The organism is Pseudobacteriovorax antillogorgiicola (genome assembly GCF_900177345.1).
Lineage (GTDB): Bacteria > Bdellovibrionota_B > Oligoflexia > Oligoflexales > Oligoflexaceae > Pseudobacteriovorax > Pseudobacteriovorax antillogorgiicola.
The window spans coordinates 1-17,267 of the sequence record NZ_FWZT01000034.1 but is presented as its reverse complement, the minus strand read 5'-3'; the positions used below and the strand labels follow the sequence as shown (position 1 = coordinate 17,267).

The 17,267-nt window shown below is 43.5% G+C and carries 16 protein-coding genes; 8 read left to right on the top strand and 8 right to left on the bottom strand.

Translation table 11 applies throughout. From position 1 onward, the window contains the following. Nucleotides 1–16 precede the first annotated feature (16 nt). Entirely contained in the window at nucleotides 17–598 is a 582-nt protein-coding gene (locus B9N89_RS28815; RefSeq protein WP_132325802.1) for an RNA polymerase sigma factor, read from the top strand. After that, nucleotides 588–1,220 carry an NrsF family protein gene (locus B9N89_RS28810; RefSeq protein ID WP_132325804.1) on the top strand — a complete coding sequence of 211 codons (633 nt, stop codon included), beginning with the start codon at nucleotides 588–590 and terminating at the stop codon, nucleotides 1,218–1,220. The genes B9N89_RS28815 and B9N89_RS28810 overlap by 11 nt, the downstream gene beginning before the upstream one ends. A 54-nt stretch (nucleotides 1,221–1,274) precedes the next feature. Here the strand turns inward: B9N89_RS28810 and B9N89_RS28805 are convergent, their stop codons facing one another. Continuing rightward, nucleotides 1,275–1,814 carry a PepSY domain-containing protein gene (locus tag B9N89_RS28805; protein ID WP_132325806.1) on the bottom strand — a complete coding sequence of 180 codons (540 nt, stop codon included), beginning with the start codon at nucleotides 1,812–1,814 and terminating at the stop codon, nucleotides 1,275–1,277. A gap of 632 nt (nucleotides 1,815–2,446) precedes the next feature. Here B9N89_RS28805 and B9N89_RS28800 point away from each other — a divergent pair. Next, entirely contained in the window at nucleotides 2,447–3,070 is a 624-nt protein-coding gene (locus tag B9N89_RS28800; RefSeq protein ID WP_132325808.1) for a DUF4360 domain-containing protein, read from the top strand. Here B9N89_RS28800 and B9N89_RS28795 read toward each other — a convergent pair. Next, nucleotides 3,067–4,152 carry a hypothetical protein gene (locus tag B9N89_RS28795; protein ID WP_132325810.1) on the bottom strand — a complete coding sequence of 362 codons (1,086 nt, stop codon included), beginning with the start codon at nucleotides 4,150–4,152 and terminating at the stop codon, nucleotides 3,067–3,069. The two genes, B9N89_RS28800 and B9N89_RS28795, sit on opposite strands and share 4 nt — an antisense overlap. Before the next feature lie 117 nt (nucleotides 4,153–4,269). Further along, nucleotides 4,270–4,569, bottom strand: coding sequence for a hypothetical protein (locus B9N89_RS28790; RefSeq protein ID WP_132325812.1), 300 nt, complete (start codon nucleotides 4,567–4,569; stop codon nucleotides 4,270–4,272). Nucleotides 4,570–4,743: 174 nt separating this feature from the next. Here B9N89_RS28790 and B9N89_RS28785 point away from each other — a divergent pair, with 174 nt between their 5' ends. Beyond that, nucleotides 4,744–5,625: a hypothetical protein gene (locus tag B9N89_RS28785; RefSeq protein ID WP_132325814.1), complete on the top strand. Its 882-nt coding sequence runs from the start codon at nucleotides 4,744–4,746 to the stop codon at nucleotides 5,623–5,625. Nucleotides 5,626–5,831: 206 nt separating this feature from the next. On the opposite strand, the gene B9N89_RS28780 is transcribed toward B9N89_RS28785, so the two are convergent. Further along, nucleotides 5,832–7,340: a high affinity choline transporter 1 gene (locus tag B9N89_RS28780; protein ID WP_132325834.1), complete on the bottom strand. Its 1,509-nt coding sequence runs from the start codon at nucleotides 7,338–7,340 to the stop codon at nucleotides 5,832–5,834. A gap of 213 nt (nucleotides 7,341–7,553) precedes the next feature. Between B9N89_RS28780 and B9N89_RS28775 the strand changes: the two genes are divergently transcribed. From B9N89_RS28775 to B9N89_RS28765, 3 genes are read left to right on the top strand one after another with little or no spacing between them, the layout of a single operon-like run. Then, a complete protein-coding gene (locus B9N89_RS28775) occupies nucleotides 7,554–9,218 on the top strand; it encodes a choline/carnitine O-acyltransferase (protein WP_132325816.1) in 1,665 nt (554 codons plus the stop codon). Beyond that, the gene (locus B9N89_RS32580; RefSeq protein WP_459550697.1) at nucleotides 9,205–10,134 is read left to right on the top strand and encodes a DMT family transporter; all 930 of its coding nucleotides are present in this window, start codon (nucleotides 9,205–9,207) and stop codon (nucleotides 10,132–10,134) included. Before B9N89_RS28775 ends, B9N89_RS32580 begins: the two co-directional genes overlap by 14 nt. A 26-nt stretch (nucleotides 10,135–10,160) precedes the next feature. Further along, entirely contained in the window at nucleotides 10,161–10,952 is a 792-nt protein-coding gene (locus B9N89_RS28765; RefSeq protein ID WP_132325820.1) for a hypothetical protein, read from the top strand. Between the two features lie 201 nt (nucleotides 10,953–11,153). Here B9N89_RS28765 and B9N89_RS28760 read toward each other — a convergent pair whose 3' ends face one another. From B9N89_RS28760 to B9N89_RS28750, 3 genes are all read right to left on the bottom strand, one after another. Further along, nucleotides 11,154–11,534, bottom strand: coding sequence for a CBS domain-containing protein (locus tag B9N89_RS28760; RefSeq protein WP_132325822.1), 381 nt, complete (start codon nucleotides 11,532–11,534; stop codon nucleotides 11,154–11,156). A 203-nt stretch (nucleotides 11,535–11,737) separates the two neighbouring features. Further along, nucleotides 11,738–12,157: a hypothetical protein gene (locus tag B9N89_RS28755; protein WP_132325824.1), complete on the bottom strand. Its 420-nt coding sequence runs from the start codon at nucleotides 12,155–12,157 to the stop codon at nucleotides 11,738–11,740. Between the two features lie 21 nt (nucleotides 12,158–12,178). Beyond that, a complete protein-coding gene (locus tag B9N89_RS28750; RefSeq protein WP_132325826.1) occupies nucleotides 12,179–12,742 on the bottom strand; it encodes a hypothetical protein in 564 nt (187 codons plus the stop codon). A gap of 329 nt (nucleotides 12,743–13,071) precedes the next feature. Between B9N89_RS28750 and B9N89_RS28745 the strand changes: the two genes are divergently transcribed. Continuing rightward, nucleotides 13,072–13,953 carry a polysaccharide deacetylase family protein gene (locus tag B9N89_RS28745; protein WP_132325828.1) on the top strand — a complete coding sequence of 294 codons (882 nt, stop codon included), beginning with the start codon at nucleotides 13,072–13,074 and terminating at the stop codon, nucleotides 13,951–13,953. A gap of 15 nt (nucleotides 13,954–13,968) precedes the next feature. On the opposite strand, the gene B9N89_RS28740 is transcribed toward B9N89_RS28745, so the two are convergent. Further along, nucleotides 13,969–16,749 carry an ATP-binding protein gene (locus B9N89_RS28740; RefSeq protein WP_132325830.1) on the bottom strand — a complete coding sequence of 927 codons (2,781 nt, stop codon included), beginning with the start codon at nucleotides 16,747–16,749 and terminating at the stop codon, nucleotides 13,969–13,971. Between the last annotated feature and the right edge of the window lie 518 nt (nucleotides 16,750–17,267).

Genomic DNA, 17,267 nt, shown 5'->3' with positions numbered 1-17,267 from the left:
TTTCCCCGGAGTTTTCATGGCAAGTGATCAGCGGAACCCTCCCAGCCTTGAAGAGAAGTGGCATGGCTGGATGATGGCGGCGCAGAATGGCGAGCGCAATGCCTATACTTTATTGCTGCGAGAATTGGCCCACTTTCTGCCACGCTATGTTGTGAAACACGTTCAAAACCAGCAGATGGCCGATGATATTTGCCAAGAGGTATTGGTTAGTATTCACAAAGCTCGGCATACGTGGAATTCTGAGAGAGCTTTTATGCCCTGGCTTATGGCGATTGTTAAACACCGAACTATTGATGAAATCAGAAAATGGGCAAGAGTGAAAAAAGCCGAGATCATTGATGAGCGTTACGATCAATTGCTGAGTCCTAGCAATACCGAGGATGAAGTTCTTGCGGCAGAGCTTGGGAACACTTTAAACGAGGCCATAAAAAACTTACCAGAAAAGCAGAGGCAATCGTTTAGATTACTGAAACTTGAAGGGCATTCTGTTAAAGAGGCGTCCACAATAACTGGGATTAGCCAGAGCGCAATCAAGGTTTCGGCCCATCGCGCCTATAAATCACTAAAGAAGTCTATTGGGTGGTTTCATGAAGCATGACAAATTGATTGAGCAGTTAACAGCAAGCGCACAACCGGTGCAGGTGATACGCTCCCCGTTAAAACCAACGATACTAACGTTTATACTTGTTGCTTTGGCTCTAAGTCTATCTCTGGCAGCTTTCGGGCCCACGGTATATTGGTATCATGTTGAGAGTGTCTGGTTTAAGCTTGAGTTGCTGGGAGGGGGAGGAGCTGCCTTTGCAAGCCTTTGGCTAGCAATCAATAGTGCACTACCCGGTCGGAAGCCAGAGATTTTCGCGTTTCCTCTGTTCTTGGCTAGTCTTGGGATCTTTATGGGCTCCCTTGCGATCAATTCATGGTCCCATCATCAGTCTGATTTTTTAGTTGGCATCGATCACTGGCAATGCGTAGCTCCTACAGTTTTGTTAGCTTCTTTAGGAGCAGTTCTAACTCGTTGGGCCGTGCTCCGTTTGGCTCCTGTAAATCCACGGGCGGTACATTTTTTCTCGTCAACCTTTGTTATCTTGTTGGCTGGGAGCTTGGTGACGCTCTGTTGCCCGGCGACGGGGTTTGTTCACTTGCTTCTTTGGCATTATTCGCCAGTTCTCTTAGCTTGGGTTTTGGGAAACTATAGTGGCCGAGCGATGCTTCGGTGGTAGTTTATGGCACCTAGGAGGGAAAGCTCTGAATCTTACGATTCAGAGCTAGGATCGTTATGCAGGCTCAATTAGTAGAGCGAGTCCATCGCTGCGAACTTCTACGTCAAAAAGCTCTCCAGCATACTCGTACCAAACCTCTAGCAGTCCATTGCTAGCAGGACGAATGCTCTTTTCGACTGCTGGAGTTTCCTTCGCAGGAAGGAAGTTTGGCAAGTAGGTTTGGATTGCTGTACGGATTTTGAAAGGCACTGCGTTTGATGCAATCTCTTCTTCGATTTCAAGAACCTTTCCACTTGCAGAGATGTCTGCTTCTAGACGGCGGCCATCTGCTGTGAGTGCGCTAATCTCATAGACAGCTTCGATCTCATCACGGTCGAGCTCCACCGACACCAACTCATTTTTTCCAACATAATTTTGAAGCGCAACTTGCGCTGCATGGAGGATCGGGCCAGGAACGGCTTCTAGGGTCATAGCCATGGAACCTGCGGCGGGTGCTTCGACAAAGCCTAGATTACTACTAGAATCTGTCTGCGTGTTGTCTGCTAACGCGATGCTTGAAATCATGCTCAGAACTGCAATCGATGTGAACTTCATAATATTCTCCTTCTCATGGTGTGAAGCGTCAGCGAAATAAGAGCCGAAAACGAAAATTAGAGTCCTTTGCAGAAGCACCATGTTTTGCGCGACATGCGATGACCTTCGCAAAGATCGCATATTCGCTTAAGACTCTCATTTGCTGACCGTTGTTTGACTGCAAAACTAATTGATTTACAAAAACGAAAGGCAAATGATTGGTAATGATTCGATAAATATAGGTCGTATTGATATGGTATTCACCTACTAATCATTGTGCTGTCTGAAGGTCTGCGAACTTCCATTAAGGAGGGAACCTCTAGGAGTAACTACGCGTTAGGTTTATCAATGGGTTGCTATTTCATAAGTTCGATAGTCAAGCCAGTTTAGAAATTTCAAGAACAGCAACACTATGGTTGGATGCATTAAATGGTCTTACGAACTTTTTAAAATCTTTCTGCGACTGCGTTTCAGCTATAAATTCGTATGCTGAGATAAAGTAAGATCTGCAAAGATCTAGAAAGATTAAGAAAAAATAGTAAAACCAACCATTAATAATTTGACAAAATAGGTGAGTTTGGTTTTTTTGTTGTTAGTTTATACCAATCCTTAAGGCCTTCAATGGGCCGATTTTAAAGATACCGGAGACTGTAATGAAATTAATCCTAGCTTGCTTTGGCCTGATAACTTCATTTAGCGGAGTCTATGGATCGGCACCGGCATATGTCGTCATCGAATCATTAGAGGTCAATGGAACAGGTTGCCCGAAAGGCTCTGTCCAGAGATCCATTTCGGGAGACCGTAGATCGTTCACCTTATTTTTCAACGAATACCTGGCGGAGATTGGTGCTGGGACAAGCTTGCGCGACCAACGAAAGTCTTGTCAGATTACGGTGAACCTAGCGACACCAGGTGGCTGGAGATTTGCTGTTTCACGCTTTACTTATCGTGGCTTTGCCGATTTAGATAAGGGCATAGAAGGTAGTCATGACACGAACTACTACTTTCAGGGGGAAATTGATGGGGGCTCGTTTCAGCATGTGATGCAAGGACCGCGAAACTTTGGTTTTGACTTTACTGATTCTGTGCCAACAGCTGAAGAAGTCTGGTCGTCGTGCAGTCAAAAGAGGGCCTTAAATATCCAAACAGTGATGAAGTTAAGCAACACGAATAAGGCAGCATTCCCTAATGCCAGCGGTGCCATGGGGACTGATGCCCTTGATGGCACCATTGGAGAGCAGCGCTGGGATATTAAATGGGAAAGTTGTAATCCTTAGATATAAGGCTGGCAAGATCGGGTCACGCTGCACATGAGAATACTGGTCAGTTCTGCCAGCCTTAACGCTTCCAAACCATAATCCTGGGAACAGGGTGCCATCCACTGAAGAAAACTGGCAGCGACATTCTCGTGCTCGCCAGCATCATTGATCTCCATGTGTCGATTGATCTGCTTGGCAGCCTTGTCAAGACCTCCTCTTGCTAATAGTTGAGCTAAGGGATCCATGTCTTCATAAGAGCTACGTTCAAAGAAATCTACGCACATTGCGAATGCTAGCAGATTGCGACTGGCGGCATACTCCAAACACATCATTAGGGCTTGGGTCGATGGTGTGACTGGTACATTCTCTGGTTCGTCTACAATAGACTTCAGAGCTACACCGAGAATGCGATCGTGGCCATTCTCTTCCTGGATAAACTCGTTGACCGTTGCCTTTGCTGATTGAGCTATATCAAGGGCAGGCTTCAGAGCTTGTTGGCATTTTTGGGTCACAAAATGATTTTGTCTTACGATCACGCTTGCAGCCTGATGGAACTCTGACCCTTCAAGTTTGTTAATATGAGCGAAGACTTCGTTGCCACGATCTTGCTCTAAGACTTCCAAAAGATGAAAGCGTCGGGCGACAGAATGCAGACTTTCCGGATCGATACCATTGTCAATCGCAGCAAAGCCTAGAGCATTACTTGTGTCCCACTCCCATTCATTTCTATCGATAACTTTCATGACCTGATCAAAAAGATCTTGGTCACCGGAACCAACAATCTCTTCGAGGAGTTTAGGAAGAGCTAAGCTATGAATGTTAGGTTTCTGAACCTCATGTATATCAGTCTGCGCTTCATGCTTGATCGAGGGAAGCGTATAAGCTATTGGGTATTGATGGGTTAATTGCAGAAACTGATTGAGTAGACCCAAATCATCTTGATTAAACTGCCCCGATTTCTCAGCAAGGCTTTCGAAATAAGCTTGGTTGCTGGGGTCAATGGGAAGATCGAGGCTTAGCCAAGGAGTTTTTGCCGTAAAAGAATTCTTGTTTATAGAGAAAGAAAGCTCATCATATGGCCAATACACTGCCTGAGACATAATATGCTCCCACAATAGTAGTAAAGAGTTGCTGCAAGCAGCAACTCTCCATCGCAAATGGAATTCATAGCCTTAAGTTTGGACCTGGGTCCAGTTTAGCAAGGCTCTGTCTTCGAATTACAATTGAACAACGTTTGTAGGAAGACAGCTTCTTACGTTGATATCAAACTTGCCGTTAACAAGCTTAGTTTTAAGAGCGATCTGACCTTCTGCACAACCATTGTCAAGGATTTCACGTTGATCGTAGTAGTTGTTGTCAGACTCATCACAAGTGCCAGCGTTTACGCTGCCATCGCGAAGTTCATAGCTGTTCAAGCAAATTGTTTTTGTTTTAGTTGGCTGTGGTGCAGGCATGAAAGCGCTTGCGGAAGCAGAAACAGCAAGAGACATAACGGCGATTGTTTTTTGTACTTTCATTCTATTCTCCATTAAGTGTTATGGATTCGTTATAAAATCCTGGTGGTTGTAATATGGAAGTTGAATACTTGTCAAATGAAGTTATGACTATCGACGAAACTTTTAAAGTGATAGGTCTCTTTATGAGATGTGGTCTCTAGTATTGGTTTCTAATTTTTATGATGGAAGGTGCTTGTGAGATTAAGTAAACTTAAGATGGCGGTGGTTACTGTTATTTTTTTCTTAAGTGGTAAAAGCTTTGGCCGAGACTTACAGGACGTTGTTAATCGCTTAAACCAAGATCAATTAGAACCATTGTTCGGAATAAATTACCTTATGGATAAAGGGAAATATGAAGATCTTGGGAAGCAATATCAAAGTGAATTGCGCACTATTAATCAAAGGTGGCAGCTAAGTGATCTTAGAAAAAGGTACAGCAATAAGCGAAAGCAAGCTTTAGCCAAGAATACGTTTTTTCATGAAGAGATGAATTTACTAAATCAGAAATTATTACGGGTAAGTCAGTCGGCAAACCGCGTCGACCTTTTTGAAATCTATGATTATTACGATAAGGCTCAAGCAGTGCAGGGCATTATGCTGAACCACCCGATAGCAAGTCCTCACCGAGTATCGTCGTTTGATCGTGGTAATGAGATTGGATTTTGTTTTTTAAGGGCCTTTCTAGTTCATCACTATTTAAGAGGTCTAGGTGTTTCACAGGATCACATTGTAAAAGTATTTGCCGTCGGTGATCTATATTACGCTACACAACATTGGAACTTTCATGTCGCGGTGATGATCCCTACCGTCGAATTAGGTTTCCTTGTAATCGATCCTATCCATGAACATCCTCTCCCATTGCGAGCGTGGATCAGATCAACACGATCGCTAGGAATAAAACATCCCATAGATCGTGTAAGATTTTTTCTGAGTTCCCCGAAGCGATTTCTGCCGAGTGAGAATTCTCATCGTATCAGCACATTGGAACACCCCGTTCTTCGAAACTTTGTTGAGGCGTTAACCCCATACTTGTCCTTAGACGACGCTAGGGTGTCTCACCGTTTCATGAGAAACTGAGACCGTTTCTAGCTTCTTGGGGGCGAGCTTGGATGATTTCGTCTGGGAAGAAAAGTGGCTGAGGTGAGGTTTTTGAAAAAAATGTACTCCTGTAGGGAGTATTTAAAAGAAAGGCACGCTCTGTCGGTTCAAAAAAGCCACTCTTACACGTAGACGAGTCAACGGGGTCGAGTGGACATTGAGTGTTAGTCTATGCTTCTTTACATTTAGCCTCGATAACTTGTCGCAAGTCTATTGGCCTTGGACTTTTCCCCAGCGTTGCTCCTAGTCGCTAGTGACACAAGTATAATCGACAGTAGGGTGGCTAGCATGGCTATCGTTCGCATAGGATATGCTAAGTTGCCAGAACTGTCGAGCCAGAAGCTCAAACTTGGAATACCAAGTAAGCTGAATCCGCCAGTTAATCTAAGGCAAAAACCTAAAATCAGTCCAGCAACAGCCCCTTTTACATTGACTTGTTTGAAATAGATAACCATCAAAAGCTGAGGGAATAGAATAACGTAAACTAAATCTGAACAGAAAAACCAAAGGTCATAGACACTTCTTACCGAAAGAGCTAGCGCAGTTGCGATACAGCCAATAATTAGGATAGTGAGTTTGGACGCCAGAAGCAGTTTCTTTTCACTATGACCTCTGATCGGCCTGTAGACGTTCCACACAAACATTGATGAGGCTGATAGGATTGAAGAATCAATCGAAGACATGACAGCAGCAGCAACTGCAGATAGACCCAAAACGCTGACTACAGGTGGTACAAGATACTTGAGAACAGCCGGTAGAATCATTGCGCTTTCGGGAGTAAAGCCAATAAGACTATTCCAGTCTGTTAGTTTGGCTGCCATTCCTATAATCATGGGGGGAATTGCAAGGAGGATGCACCCAACAGCTGCCAGGATAGAGAGGTTTTTAGCAGCTTGAGGGCTTCTGGCTGATAAGACTCTTTGGAAATATACTCCCCACGGAATTCCACCAAAGACCAATAGAAGTCCAAAGTCTAGCCATGTTGATAACGAGAAGTCAGCGGCTTTCAACGCGTCTTTATCTGGAAATAGTTTTGCTGCATAGCCAAAAGCGCTTTGGTAAGAACTCCACATAGTATCCCAACCGCCGGCTGCATTGATTAGAGCTGGTACAGCTAGGCCTAGACCCAATCCTATAAAAACTAATTGTGCAACATCAGTAGCTGCAACAGACCACAAACCGCCTAATAAAGTATAACTAATAGCTATGGCTGCTGAAGTTAGGATAGCTACACTAAAAGGGATCTCAAGAATCGTACTAAAAGTGTAGCCAAGGGCAGTAAGAATCGCAGCGGACCAGAAAACCTCACCGATAAGAGCAGGAATGAATAGGAGCCCAGAAACCTTCGCACCATATTTTTTCTCGAACGGATCGAGCATTGTCACATAATTTTCTTCTCGCATCTTCTTAGCGAAAAAGAGACCTCCTAAAAGCAATGAGCATGCATAACCCCATGGAGCTTGAGTCCATAGCAGGCCAGATCCGAAACTAGCTTCCGCTGTACCGTTAATATATCCACCCCCAACCCAAGTCGCAGTCATTGTAAAGACTCCGACAAACAAAGGAATTTTTCTATTTCCAACGAACATGGTTTCGGCACTTTTAGAACTATCTTTTTTATTTGCAACCCAATAACCTAACAAAAATGTGACTAGGTAGAACACGATAGTTCCGATGATGTATGCTGATGTCATTAGATTCCCTTCCCACTGAGCCATACTCCTGAGGCTCGAAAAATTAGATTTATTTTGAATGCGGAGCTGCTTAGATATTAGAAAAAGAGAAAAATATCTAGATTCTTTTAGGTAAAGATTTCTTTCCTGATTCTGAGTGTAGTTGCTAGTTGACAAAGTAATTTGGCTTGTGAGAATTTCCCGAAACTTTCATTGTCTCATTGGAGTAAGAACATGAGCGAACCGATTATTCGGGACTTACCTACACTTGATGAAGTTATAGTGCAGTATCAGCGCGCATTTGAAGCAAGTAATATTGATCTACCTGAAGATTGGCAATCCATAACAACTGAGATGAGTCAATGCTGGTGTGAGTTTAAGTCGCGATACAACTGTGACACTTGGCAAGACAAGGCCATGATCCAGGCCTATTTAGAATGCCCCGATTCTTTGGGTATTGCTGTAAATTGCCAGCGATACTTTGAAGCGGACCCAGCAACATCTGTACAATTAGAGAGAGCGGTGAAGCTTTGTGTGGCGACCTATGAATTATACCGAAGCATGGAACAGATATCGACTTGTGAAGAGAGAAATATAAAGCTGGACTCGACTCCATTTCTTAGGATCTTGGGTTCTGAACGTGCTCCAGGAGTATCTAAAGATCTGCATAAAAAAACTGAATACTACTCTCACTTTATGGCTATGTACCGGGGCAACTTTTTTAAGATCCCCCTTTCCGTTGATCCAGGCGACGTAATGTCTTATCTACTAGGCGTCATGGAATGCCAGTCTCCAGAATGTTATGTTGGCTTGGGAACGATTTTGGAACGTCCTCGATGGGCGTACTGGAAAGAAAAAATATCTAACTCACACTTTATAAATAGCATTAATTTTAAGGAAATTAGCAATTCATTATTTGTTCTATGTCTTGATAATAACAAAATAGTAAATACTCATGATTTTGTTAAGTGTGTAAGAGATACCTATAAAAATAGGTACTTCGATAAGAGTATGCAGCTTATATGCTTTGCCAGTGGTGATGCTGGATTGTCATACGAGCACTCATTTGCTGACGGACATCATATTAATCAGTTTGCGAGAGAAGTCTATCGAAGGTCATTGCAAGTAGAGGTTGATAACGCTGAAATAAAACGCGTATCGCCTTTGCATTGGATCGATGTTCCTGATGAGTTTGTGAGACTGGTGCAGAGAAAAGAGACCGATGCGAAAGAGGCTATGAAACATTCCTTTTTCTTTGACAGTACGATAGATACAAATTTGTGCCAAAGACTGAAGATCCTTCCAGATGCTGTCTTGCAGCTCTTATTGCAAACAGTAGCATTACGTTGTTCAGGTAGAATGGTATCAGCAAGTGAAGCTATTCACATGCGTCATACGAAAGGCGGTCGCTACGAAACTATCAATACTTTAAGTCAACATAGTAAAGAATTCGCAATTGCTTGGAGTGAATTTATAGAAAGTTCTAATCAAAAACAACTTGCATCTGGGATATTGCAGCGTCTTCAGGCTGCTTCAGATAGCCATAAACTAAAAGTTATTAGGTGTAAAAAGGGACATGAAGGTTTGCTCGCACCCAGATCATTTTTTACTTTCTACAAGTGTAAGGTCAACCGAGACCTTAGGGTACTTGAAAGCCTCTTATACCCAGAGCTGGCTACCTCTAACCCTGGTTTCGGGGGCGGGATTGCTTTAGCTACAATGAATGATAGCGGTGATAAGCTACTGGCGAGCTATGGGATTAATGGTGAGAAACTTCAGATTGAAGTTAAGGTGCAAGGATCGTGGACGCGATATTTCAGTTGCATCAAGGAAACTCTTCACGCTAACTGGGAGGAAATTTCTAGTTTTATTAAAGATAGGCACAATGACCATGGCTAAATCTAGTATTGCTGCATTGTTGATTCCATTAACTTGGGCATTTTCCATAATTCTCGCTAAACTGGGTAGTGAGTCAGCCACTCCTCTAGTGGCTAACTCAATTCGATATACAATGATCTTTGTGCTTTGTCTCCCGCTGTTTTTTCTTTCAAGGAGAGTTTTTCCGCCTACTAAATACTTTATACCGGTATTATTAAGCAGTATGCTGCTATATGGTAGCCTACTTCTTTCATGTATTGCGGTCACAAGCACTACGGTTATGAAAGCAGTTTTTTACGGTACCTTCTATTGTTTTTTTATTCCTATTATAAAAATAGTAATGGGGTCCAGGTTTAGTGTCTCCCTTGTATATGTCTACGGTCTGTCCTTATTAGGTGCTCTATGCTTGGCTCGATTCGAGTTAGATTACTTCAATTATGGTGATCTTTGTGCATTGGGAAGCGCTTTGCTGTATGGTTTCTATACCGTGTCGATTGAGAAATATAGCAGACAAATCAAGCCTTCGTTTTTACTTTCTTGGCAAGCCAGTTTCTGGTTTTTTTTCTCCTTAGTCATGTTTCTATTCGACTATTCAAATCATGTTGCCGTCAAGAACTTGGATTCAAAATTCATAGGATATATCGTTATCTGGTCCATACTCACTTTCTTTGTATATTGGCTACAAAACAGAGTTCAACAACAAGTTAAGGCGTCTACCCTTGGATTCATCATGATTCTCGATACGCCCCTTGCTGTCCTTCTTGCGCTAATGATCTTTAAGGAACAGCCAATTTTTATCGAAATTCTTGGGGCTTTCATCATTCTATTAGCTGTATCTCTCGCCCCTCGGCTCATTCGCGAAAGTAACTTGCAAGAATTAGCATCGAGTTGCATGAAAAAAAATGTAACGACGAAGTTATCTGCTAAGAACATATAAATTTTTAGACACGAGGAGATTATTAATTGATTCTACGCACCTGCCTGACCACTTATTTTTGCGGAATACTAGCTTTGAATGCCCAAGGAGCTCAAGAGCCGATTGGTCTTTCCATCGATCTAACCAGCTCTTCTTCCTACATTTTTAGGGGGTATAATCTATTTCAAGATTCTAGACAACGAGACCAAAATGCCATGGTAGCTCCAACCATAATATGGAATCTCCCAAACAACCGAACAAGCATTACTTTTTTTAGTGCCTATCAGACGAATGGAAAAAGCGTATCTAGGAATGTCAAAGGAGGTGTTGGTGCGGAGCAGGATTTGATTTTGAATCATAGTTTAGTGATTGACTCTAACACTCAATTGAACCTAGGGTTTTCAGTATACTCTTATCCATTGGCTGAAGAAGATGAGGCAGGAGTTTCTACTCCGATATATCTTGAGCCGTCAGTTTTTCTTACTGATTCTAATTACTTTGACTACTCTATAGGTCTCAGCTATTTCCGCGGTCAGCAGGAAGAAATTAAGCAATACAGCTACCTTTATTGGGGTGGCTCCATCGGTAAAAGCTTCGTTGTTGAAAAAGGGCAGAATTTAGACATGTTGCTTTCAGCTGGGTACAAATCCTACGATGATCAAAACGTGAATCAAGATAAGGACTACGATGTTCAATTGGCTGCTGCACTGCCAATTAACCTTAAGGATGGTTACTACATTAGTCCAAAAGTAGGGCTTGCTTGGACAAATATATCTGATTTGGAATTTTCAAATGAGCTTGCCTACTTCGTTGCGGTTAGCACTGGAGCAAGTTTTTAGGCATTCATTGCTATTAGACTATTTGCCTGCGTAGAGAGCCCCGATATCTTGCGAGTGCCTAGTCGATTTGAAGCCTCGATGTTGTTAACTTTGTCACTCGCTCGTCACCGTACCAGCTAGCTCCTTGTCGCCTAGCCGATAATTTAACTTGACTAGGCACTAGTTTACTGGAGAGAACTTCTATCGGTTCTCAGATTTTCTTCAACTTGCCGCAAGAGCTTTTAAGGCATCAGTGTAGGTAAAGATCCCAGATAGCTTGCCATCTTTACCTTGAACCAGAGTTGAGCCAATTTTCTTTTCAACCATAAGCGAGCAAACGCTCTTTAAATCTTGATCTTCAAGCACTGTTACGGGCTCCTCCGTCATAGTATGGCCCACCTTTACCTGACTGATGTCGATCGCGTTCATGCCTTTTAAGTAAAGAATATCCCGTTCGGACAAGATGCCGATCACCTTTCCACCTGACATCACTGGGAGGTGAGTCACACCAAGTTCGTACATCCGTTCTTTGGCGTCTTGCACGGTGCAGTTGGGCTCGATGCTATGGGGAACTTTCGTCATGTATTCGGAAATCTGGGTCATATTCCTTCTCCCTATTTGAAACCTGTCTTGCTTCACACCTGATACAAAGCAAAGCTCGTGCCTAATGGAGAATCCGCTACGATAGGGGAAAACCCAGAGATGAGTCGCCTGGTTTGGCTGATATGGGGCAAGTCGTGTGGGATTTAGTACAAAGGGAGGAAAGTAGGCTAGGGGGAAAGCCCTAGCCCTAAATCAGGAGGAACTTAGTCCCAACGATTGAAAACCATGAATGATTTGCTGCTGTCTTCCATCCACAAGTAGACAAAATAGCCAGCACCTTGAGGGGCTAGTGAGCAATAATCAACTCCTGAATCCCCAAGAGTCTCGCAACGAGTTTCTTTAGCAGCGAAGCGGGTTTCAACGTATTTGCAGCTACCAGGATAGGAGTATTTAGCTTTGCTTTCTACAAGATCTCTCATATGCATCGATATAACAAATCGTCGATCGTAGGCCCTAACGTACTGATTAAGGTCATAACTATAAACTTGGCTATCCATACCGCCATCAAGCAAGCTATCGTAGCACTCTCCGGAGTTTGGAAGGTAGAGCGTCTTCCAATTTTGGTTAGATCTTACGGGAGCAAGCTTGCCCTGAATATCATTTGAAGGTTTGCTAACAAACATGCGAGCTGAGTCAACGTAGTCCTAGACCACAGCGATGTTGAGGCCGTCTAATTTAGCGCCGCAAACTGGATAGCTTACTCCAGGATTAGCACAAGAAAAAGCAGGGGTAGCATCATTGATCACACACCCTGTTTTACTATGAAGCTGGGCTTGCTTCTGAGCAAAGAACTCAGCTGCAAAATCTTCATGACTCTCAGTTTCGTAGAAAAAATCCGCAAACATCTGGCCTGCTTTAGGGTTGCGAGCTACAATGTCGAGACACTGAGTCTTTTTGAGAGATTGAGGAGGAAGACTTACAGGATACATGTATGGTTCGACATCAAAGCGAATACAATCGGTGATGCGGTCTTGAAGTTTCGATGTTGCACGAGCAGCGTAAGGGCCTTCCTCTACAATATCTTCGCGCTTTGAAAAGCCACCAAGCCTACACTGAAAATTTTCTACTGGGAAGTTATAGCCTTCATAACCCCACACTTGAGCAGTCAGGGTTAGATCGCAACTCCAAGCTCCTTCAGGGCATGAAAGCTTTGTAAATCTGAAGCCAAGATCGCCGCCACACCAGGTGTCACCACAGATCGCACCCAAAGAGTTCAGAACTTGCTGAGTTTCCTCGATCGAAAGCTTATCGTTTACTGATACTTTTGCCTTACCATGGCCAGAATAGGCAGTGCCGCCAATAACAGCGTAATTAGTTTCATAGATTTTTCATCTCCTTTTAAAAACGGATTAATGAAGATAAAGACAAAGGCAACTGTTTGCAAATAAAATATTAATATTATATAAATAATACGTATTATCAGTCTGTTATGACTCTGTCCGCAGGAGCGATGCCACTTTAATCGCTTGCTAGTAAGTTGTTGAGGTCGTAAGTTTATCAGTATTTCTAAGATGTTGACGAAAGGATAAAGATATAAATGGCCAATGTAGCAGTGATTGTGAGTGTTGATTGGGAGGGCCGCGACCTGGTCCCAGATAGCATTGACGCCATGGAAGCTTTCCGAAAGCGTTATCCTTTTATTCCAATGCAGCAGTTTCTTAATGCGGCATACTATACAAAACCTTCTGCAAACCCAGAGCAACTTACCATCGATACCCGACGAACCCTTTTAGAGGACGACATTCTCGGTTTACATATCCACGCCTGGCGAAGCTTATTTGAGGCCGCAGGTGTTGAACCCAAGCGAGAGCCAAATTTTCGCGAGTATGGCGGACCCATGAGAGTTGTGGACGGCGATTGGGGGCATGAGATCGCGATCGATGCTTTTACGAGAGACGAGCTGTCTCGGGTGATTCAAACTAGCATTAAGATCTTAGATGAGCAAGGCTTTGGACAGCCAACGGAGTTTCGCTCGGGAGCTTGGCTGAGTGGGCCGTCGGTGATCGAAGCTCTGATCGATAATGGTTTTAGGCTTGATGCTTCAGCAGTCAATCGTCGCTTCATTAAGCGGAGATGGGGGACGAGTCCCCTCTATAAGCGACTTTCTGAACTTTGGGATGATATTTCCGATACAAGCCAACCGTATTATCAGCAATCGGAAGAAGGGCGAATCCTCCAAGTGCCCAACAACGGCTGCCTTGCTGACTACACAAGTCCCAAAGATATATTAAAAGTGTTTGAGGCGAATCTTCAGGAAGCGAAAAAAAATCCTGCACAAACTAAGTATGTATCAATAGGTTTTCATCAGGAAACAGCAAACAAATTCTTACCCAATATAGAGAAGGGTATCAGGCTCATCATGGAGAAGGCTGATAAAACTGGGGCAAAGCTCTCCTTTGTTGCGAGCCCGTTTCATTAGCTTGGAAGCCACGCTCTAAGCGGGCATTTGCAGCTGTTGAGTTGTTTGGAAAGATTCCCACCACAACTCCCGAGGTATCTGCAGCTGCAAAGTGAAAGGCCGATACTGGTCACCCGATTGGCTCTCACCGAGAATAATCAATGCACTTCCCCCCTGCTCATTCAAATAAGATCTAATGGCTGCCATGCCGACTCCTCGTCCTGAAATACTTGTGATTTCATCACGAGAGCTAAATCCTGCCTCAAAAATTAATTGCACAATATCTTTCTCAGCGTATTTGCGTTTTTCATTGATAAGGTTTCGTTGCCGGGCAATTTCCTCAATCTGCTTAACTTGTAGTCCATAGCCATCGTCTGAAATATCGATGTATAAAATATCTAGTCGGATCCGGCAGTCGATTGTGATGGTTCCACGAGGAGGTTTACCCTGGCTTTCACGAATCGCAGGCCTTTCAATGCCATGATCCATGGCGTTGCGGAAAACATGAGTGAATATAGAGTGGATCACGGTTTCACCAAGCTCATTAAAAGCGATAGGCGGACCAAGAAACTTGAGGTGTGGAACTTCCTTTTTTAATTTTCTAGCCAGGGACTCAAGCTCATCTTGAAAACCCAACAGTATTTGTCGAAGCTCACATTGGGAGAATCGCTCTAAAGTCGCTAAAAAAGATTGAACTTTTCGGCTGACCACACCTTGCTCTTCGAGGTAGCTTTCCAAAAACTGTAAGCCAGCCAATATCGTGTCTCGTGGGAAAGATATCTTTGTCTCTGTAAGATCCCACGAAAGTTTTGCCTCGCAGAAGCTTTGTAGATCGGAAAGACTTTGTTCTAGGGTTAAAAGCTTACTTTGAAGGTTAGTAATGTCTTTAGTCTCTTGGTTCAGGAGCAGGTCTAGCTGTTCTTCAGCCTCGTGGCACTGACTAGACAATTCGACAAGTCCCACAGATCGAGCTAATCCCTTCGCGGTGTGAATGTTTAAGAAGATTTCTCGCAAACCTTGCTGCATATCGTCTTGTGTTTGCTGGGAAAGCAATAGACAGGTTTTGATACTGTCTGTGATGTAGAGCGAGATCTTTTGAAAGAGGGTCGAAAAATAGCGATCGCCCATTTTTATTATGCTATGGATCAATGCCGACTCATATCTCTGCTGCTCTTTTTCCAATTCTAAAGCATGCATCTCAGTGAGGTCTTTGATGCTAAGCAAGATTTTCTCGACACTATCACCCGTTTGGGAATACATTTTTACCCATTCCAGTTCCAAGTCCATAAGTTTGCCCTGATGTTGGATCGTCAAGGACCGGGGTAGTAGGTGCTCATTGCAATCGAAAGCTAGCTCATCATGATCAATGGATGCTCGTAAAGCCTCCACCACCTGATTGATCTCATCGGCCTTTAGTTGACTGTGTTTGAGCAATTCAGGAATAGTCTCAAATTGAAAGCCTAGGGACTCTTGGAAAGCTTTGGATCGCTCAATTCCAAATGAAAGTTTTTCAGGGGATTCGATGGTCACAACCCCTTGATTGATAGTATCGAGAATAGCTCGAATGTCGCGAGTGCGTTCCTGAACCATCAAAGCGAGGGTCTTTTGGCTCTTGCGGTTTAAGTATAGTAGGTAAACGATCATAAGAGTAATCGAACTGACTACGATAATGATAAGATTCCTAATAAAGGCATTTTTCTGATTACTCAGTTGGGTTTGGGCTAGTTGGGTGCGAAGAGTTTCTGTTTGGAGGTCGAGCTGAGTTCTAACCTTTGCTATTTCTGATTCCATGTCCTTTTTACGCGAAATTTCAGAGTATTCAGCGAGTTTCTTATAGTAGTCTATAGTTTTTTCTAGGTTACCTGAAGCTTTCTCGACCTCTGCTGCAACCTTGTAGTAATTCGTTATCAAGAGGTAGTTTTTGAGAACATCGACGTCGATGGTTTTCAGAATTCTAGCTGCCATTTCAGTTTCTTCTTGTTTGAGTCTTGCTTCCATAAGGGTAGTTTGGCTTGCTGCGACCATAGAAGGCTCTCGGTTTTTTCTGAAATGTCCAATAGACAACGTCGCCATGTTGATTGCTTCTGATAGGCGGCCTGCGTCGACATAAAGCTGCGCGAGAGTTTGATAGGGGTACGCCATCAAGCGATCGTCCCCTTCTGCGAGTTCGATTTTTAGCATCGCTTCAAAGTTTTGAATCAGCGATTCAATGTCTCTACTTTGATCTTTGGCTTTAGAAAGATTGAAACGAACAAGAAATGTAAAGTATCGGCTACCCTGCTTTTTGAAGAAGTCTAAGCTTTCGTGTAGAAGTGGTACGGCTTGATCCGAGTATCCTAGAGTGTCGAGCATGACGGCTTTACTATTTTGAATGTGATAGTAGAAAAAAAGGTCGGTTTGCCCAATATGTTCCACCGCACTTAAGATTGTTGAAAGTGCTAGAGAGGACTTGCCGTTGTCTAAATAGTAAAAAGCCTTATTCTCAAGGGCAAAAGGGAGCAAAAAATTATCTTCAGCCTCATAGGCGTGTTTTTCACAGAGATCAATATAGCCTTTAGCGGTTTCCATTTTTCGCTCAAGCTGGTAGCCGTAGCCGGTAGTGCATGAGAATATCACTGCTAAGTCGGTTCTGCCATGGGCTAGAGCCTCTTCATATGCAGGTTCTCGGTATCGATAGAGCTCTTCAGGAATGCCGAGGATGTAGCTAGCAAAAGCACTAACAGCTTGCAACTCAAGGCGTCGTTGAGGGTCCGTAGTAAGCAGAAGTTTTGCTTCCATCTCTTCGATCGTCTGAGTGGGGGAATCGTAGGCACGCATCAGCAACTCAGACGGAAGCCGACTAAAACTCGAAGCCTGCAATTTGCAGCACAGGCAGTAAAAGCATAGGATCAGAACGTATCGAATGACGGTACCCCGACTACTAGGATTCACGTGTTTTATCGGTTATGAGCTGCTTTCATCAGAGGTAAGCCTTGCCTAGCATCGAGGTGATATGGGTATATTCAGGTATTTTGAAGGCTAGTGCCTAGTCAAGTTGAATTCTCGGCTAGGAGACAAGGAGCGAGCGAGGAACAGTACGTGCTGGGTACGATGACGAGTGTGTGACAATTTCAACAACGCCGAGTCTTCAAATCGACTAGGCACTAGTCTATAAGCTTTGCCGTTTTGTATTTTTTCTGGTTATGTCTCGAGAGTGTTAGCATGAACTACATCCCCCTAATCCTCACACGCCATAACGAACGTGCTCCGGTATAGGCGGAGTTTCGTGCTTCAACATCCAGGTAACCCCAGACTCCACACCTAAGGTCAGTTCCTGACCCGTGACCTTTTCACCC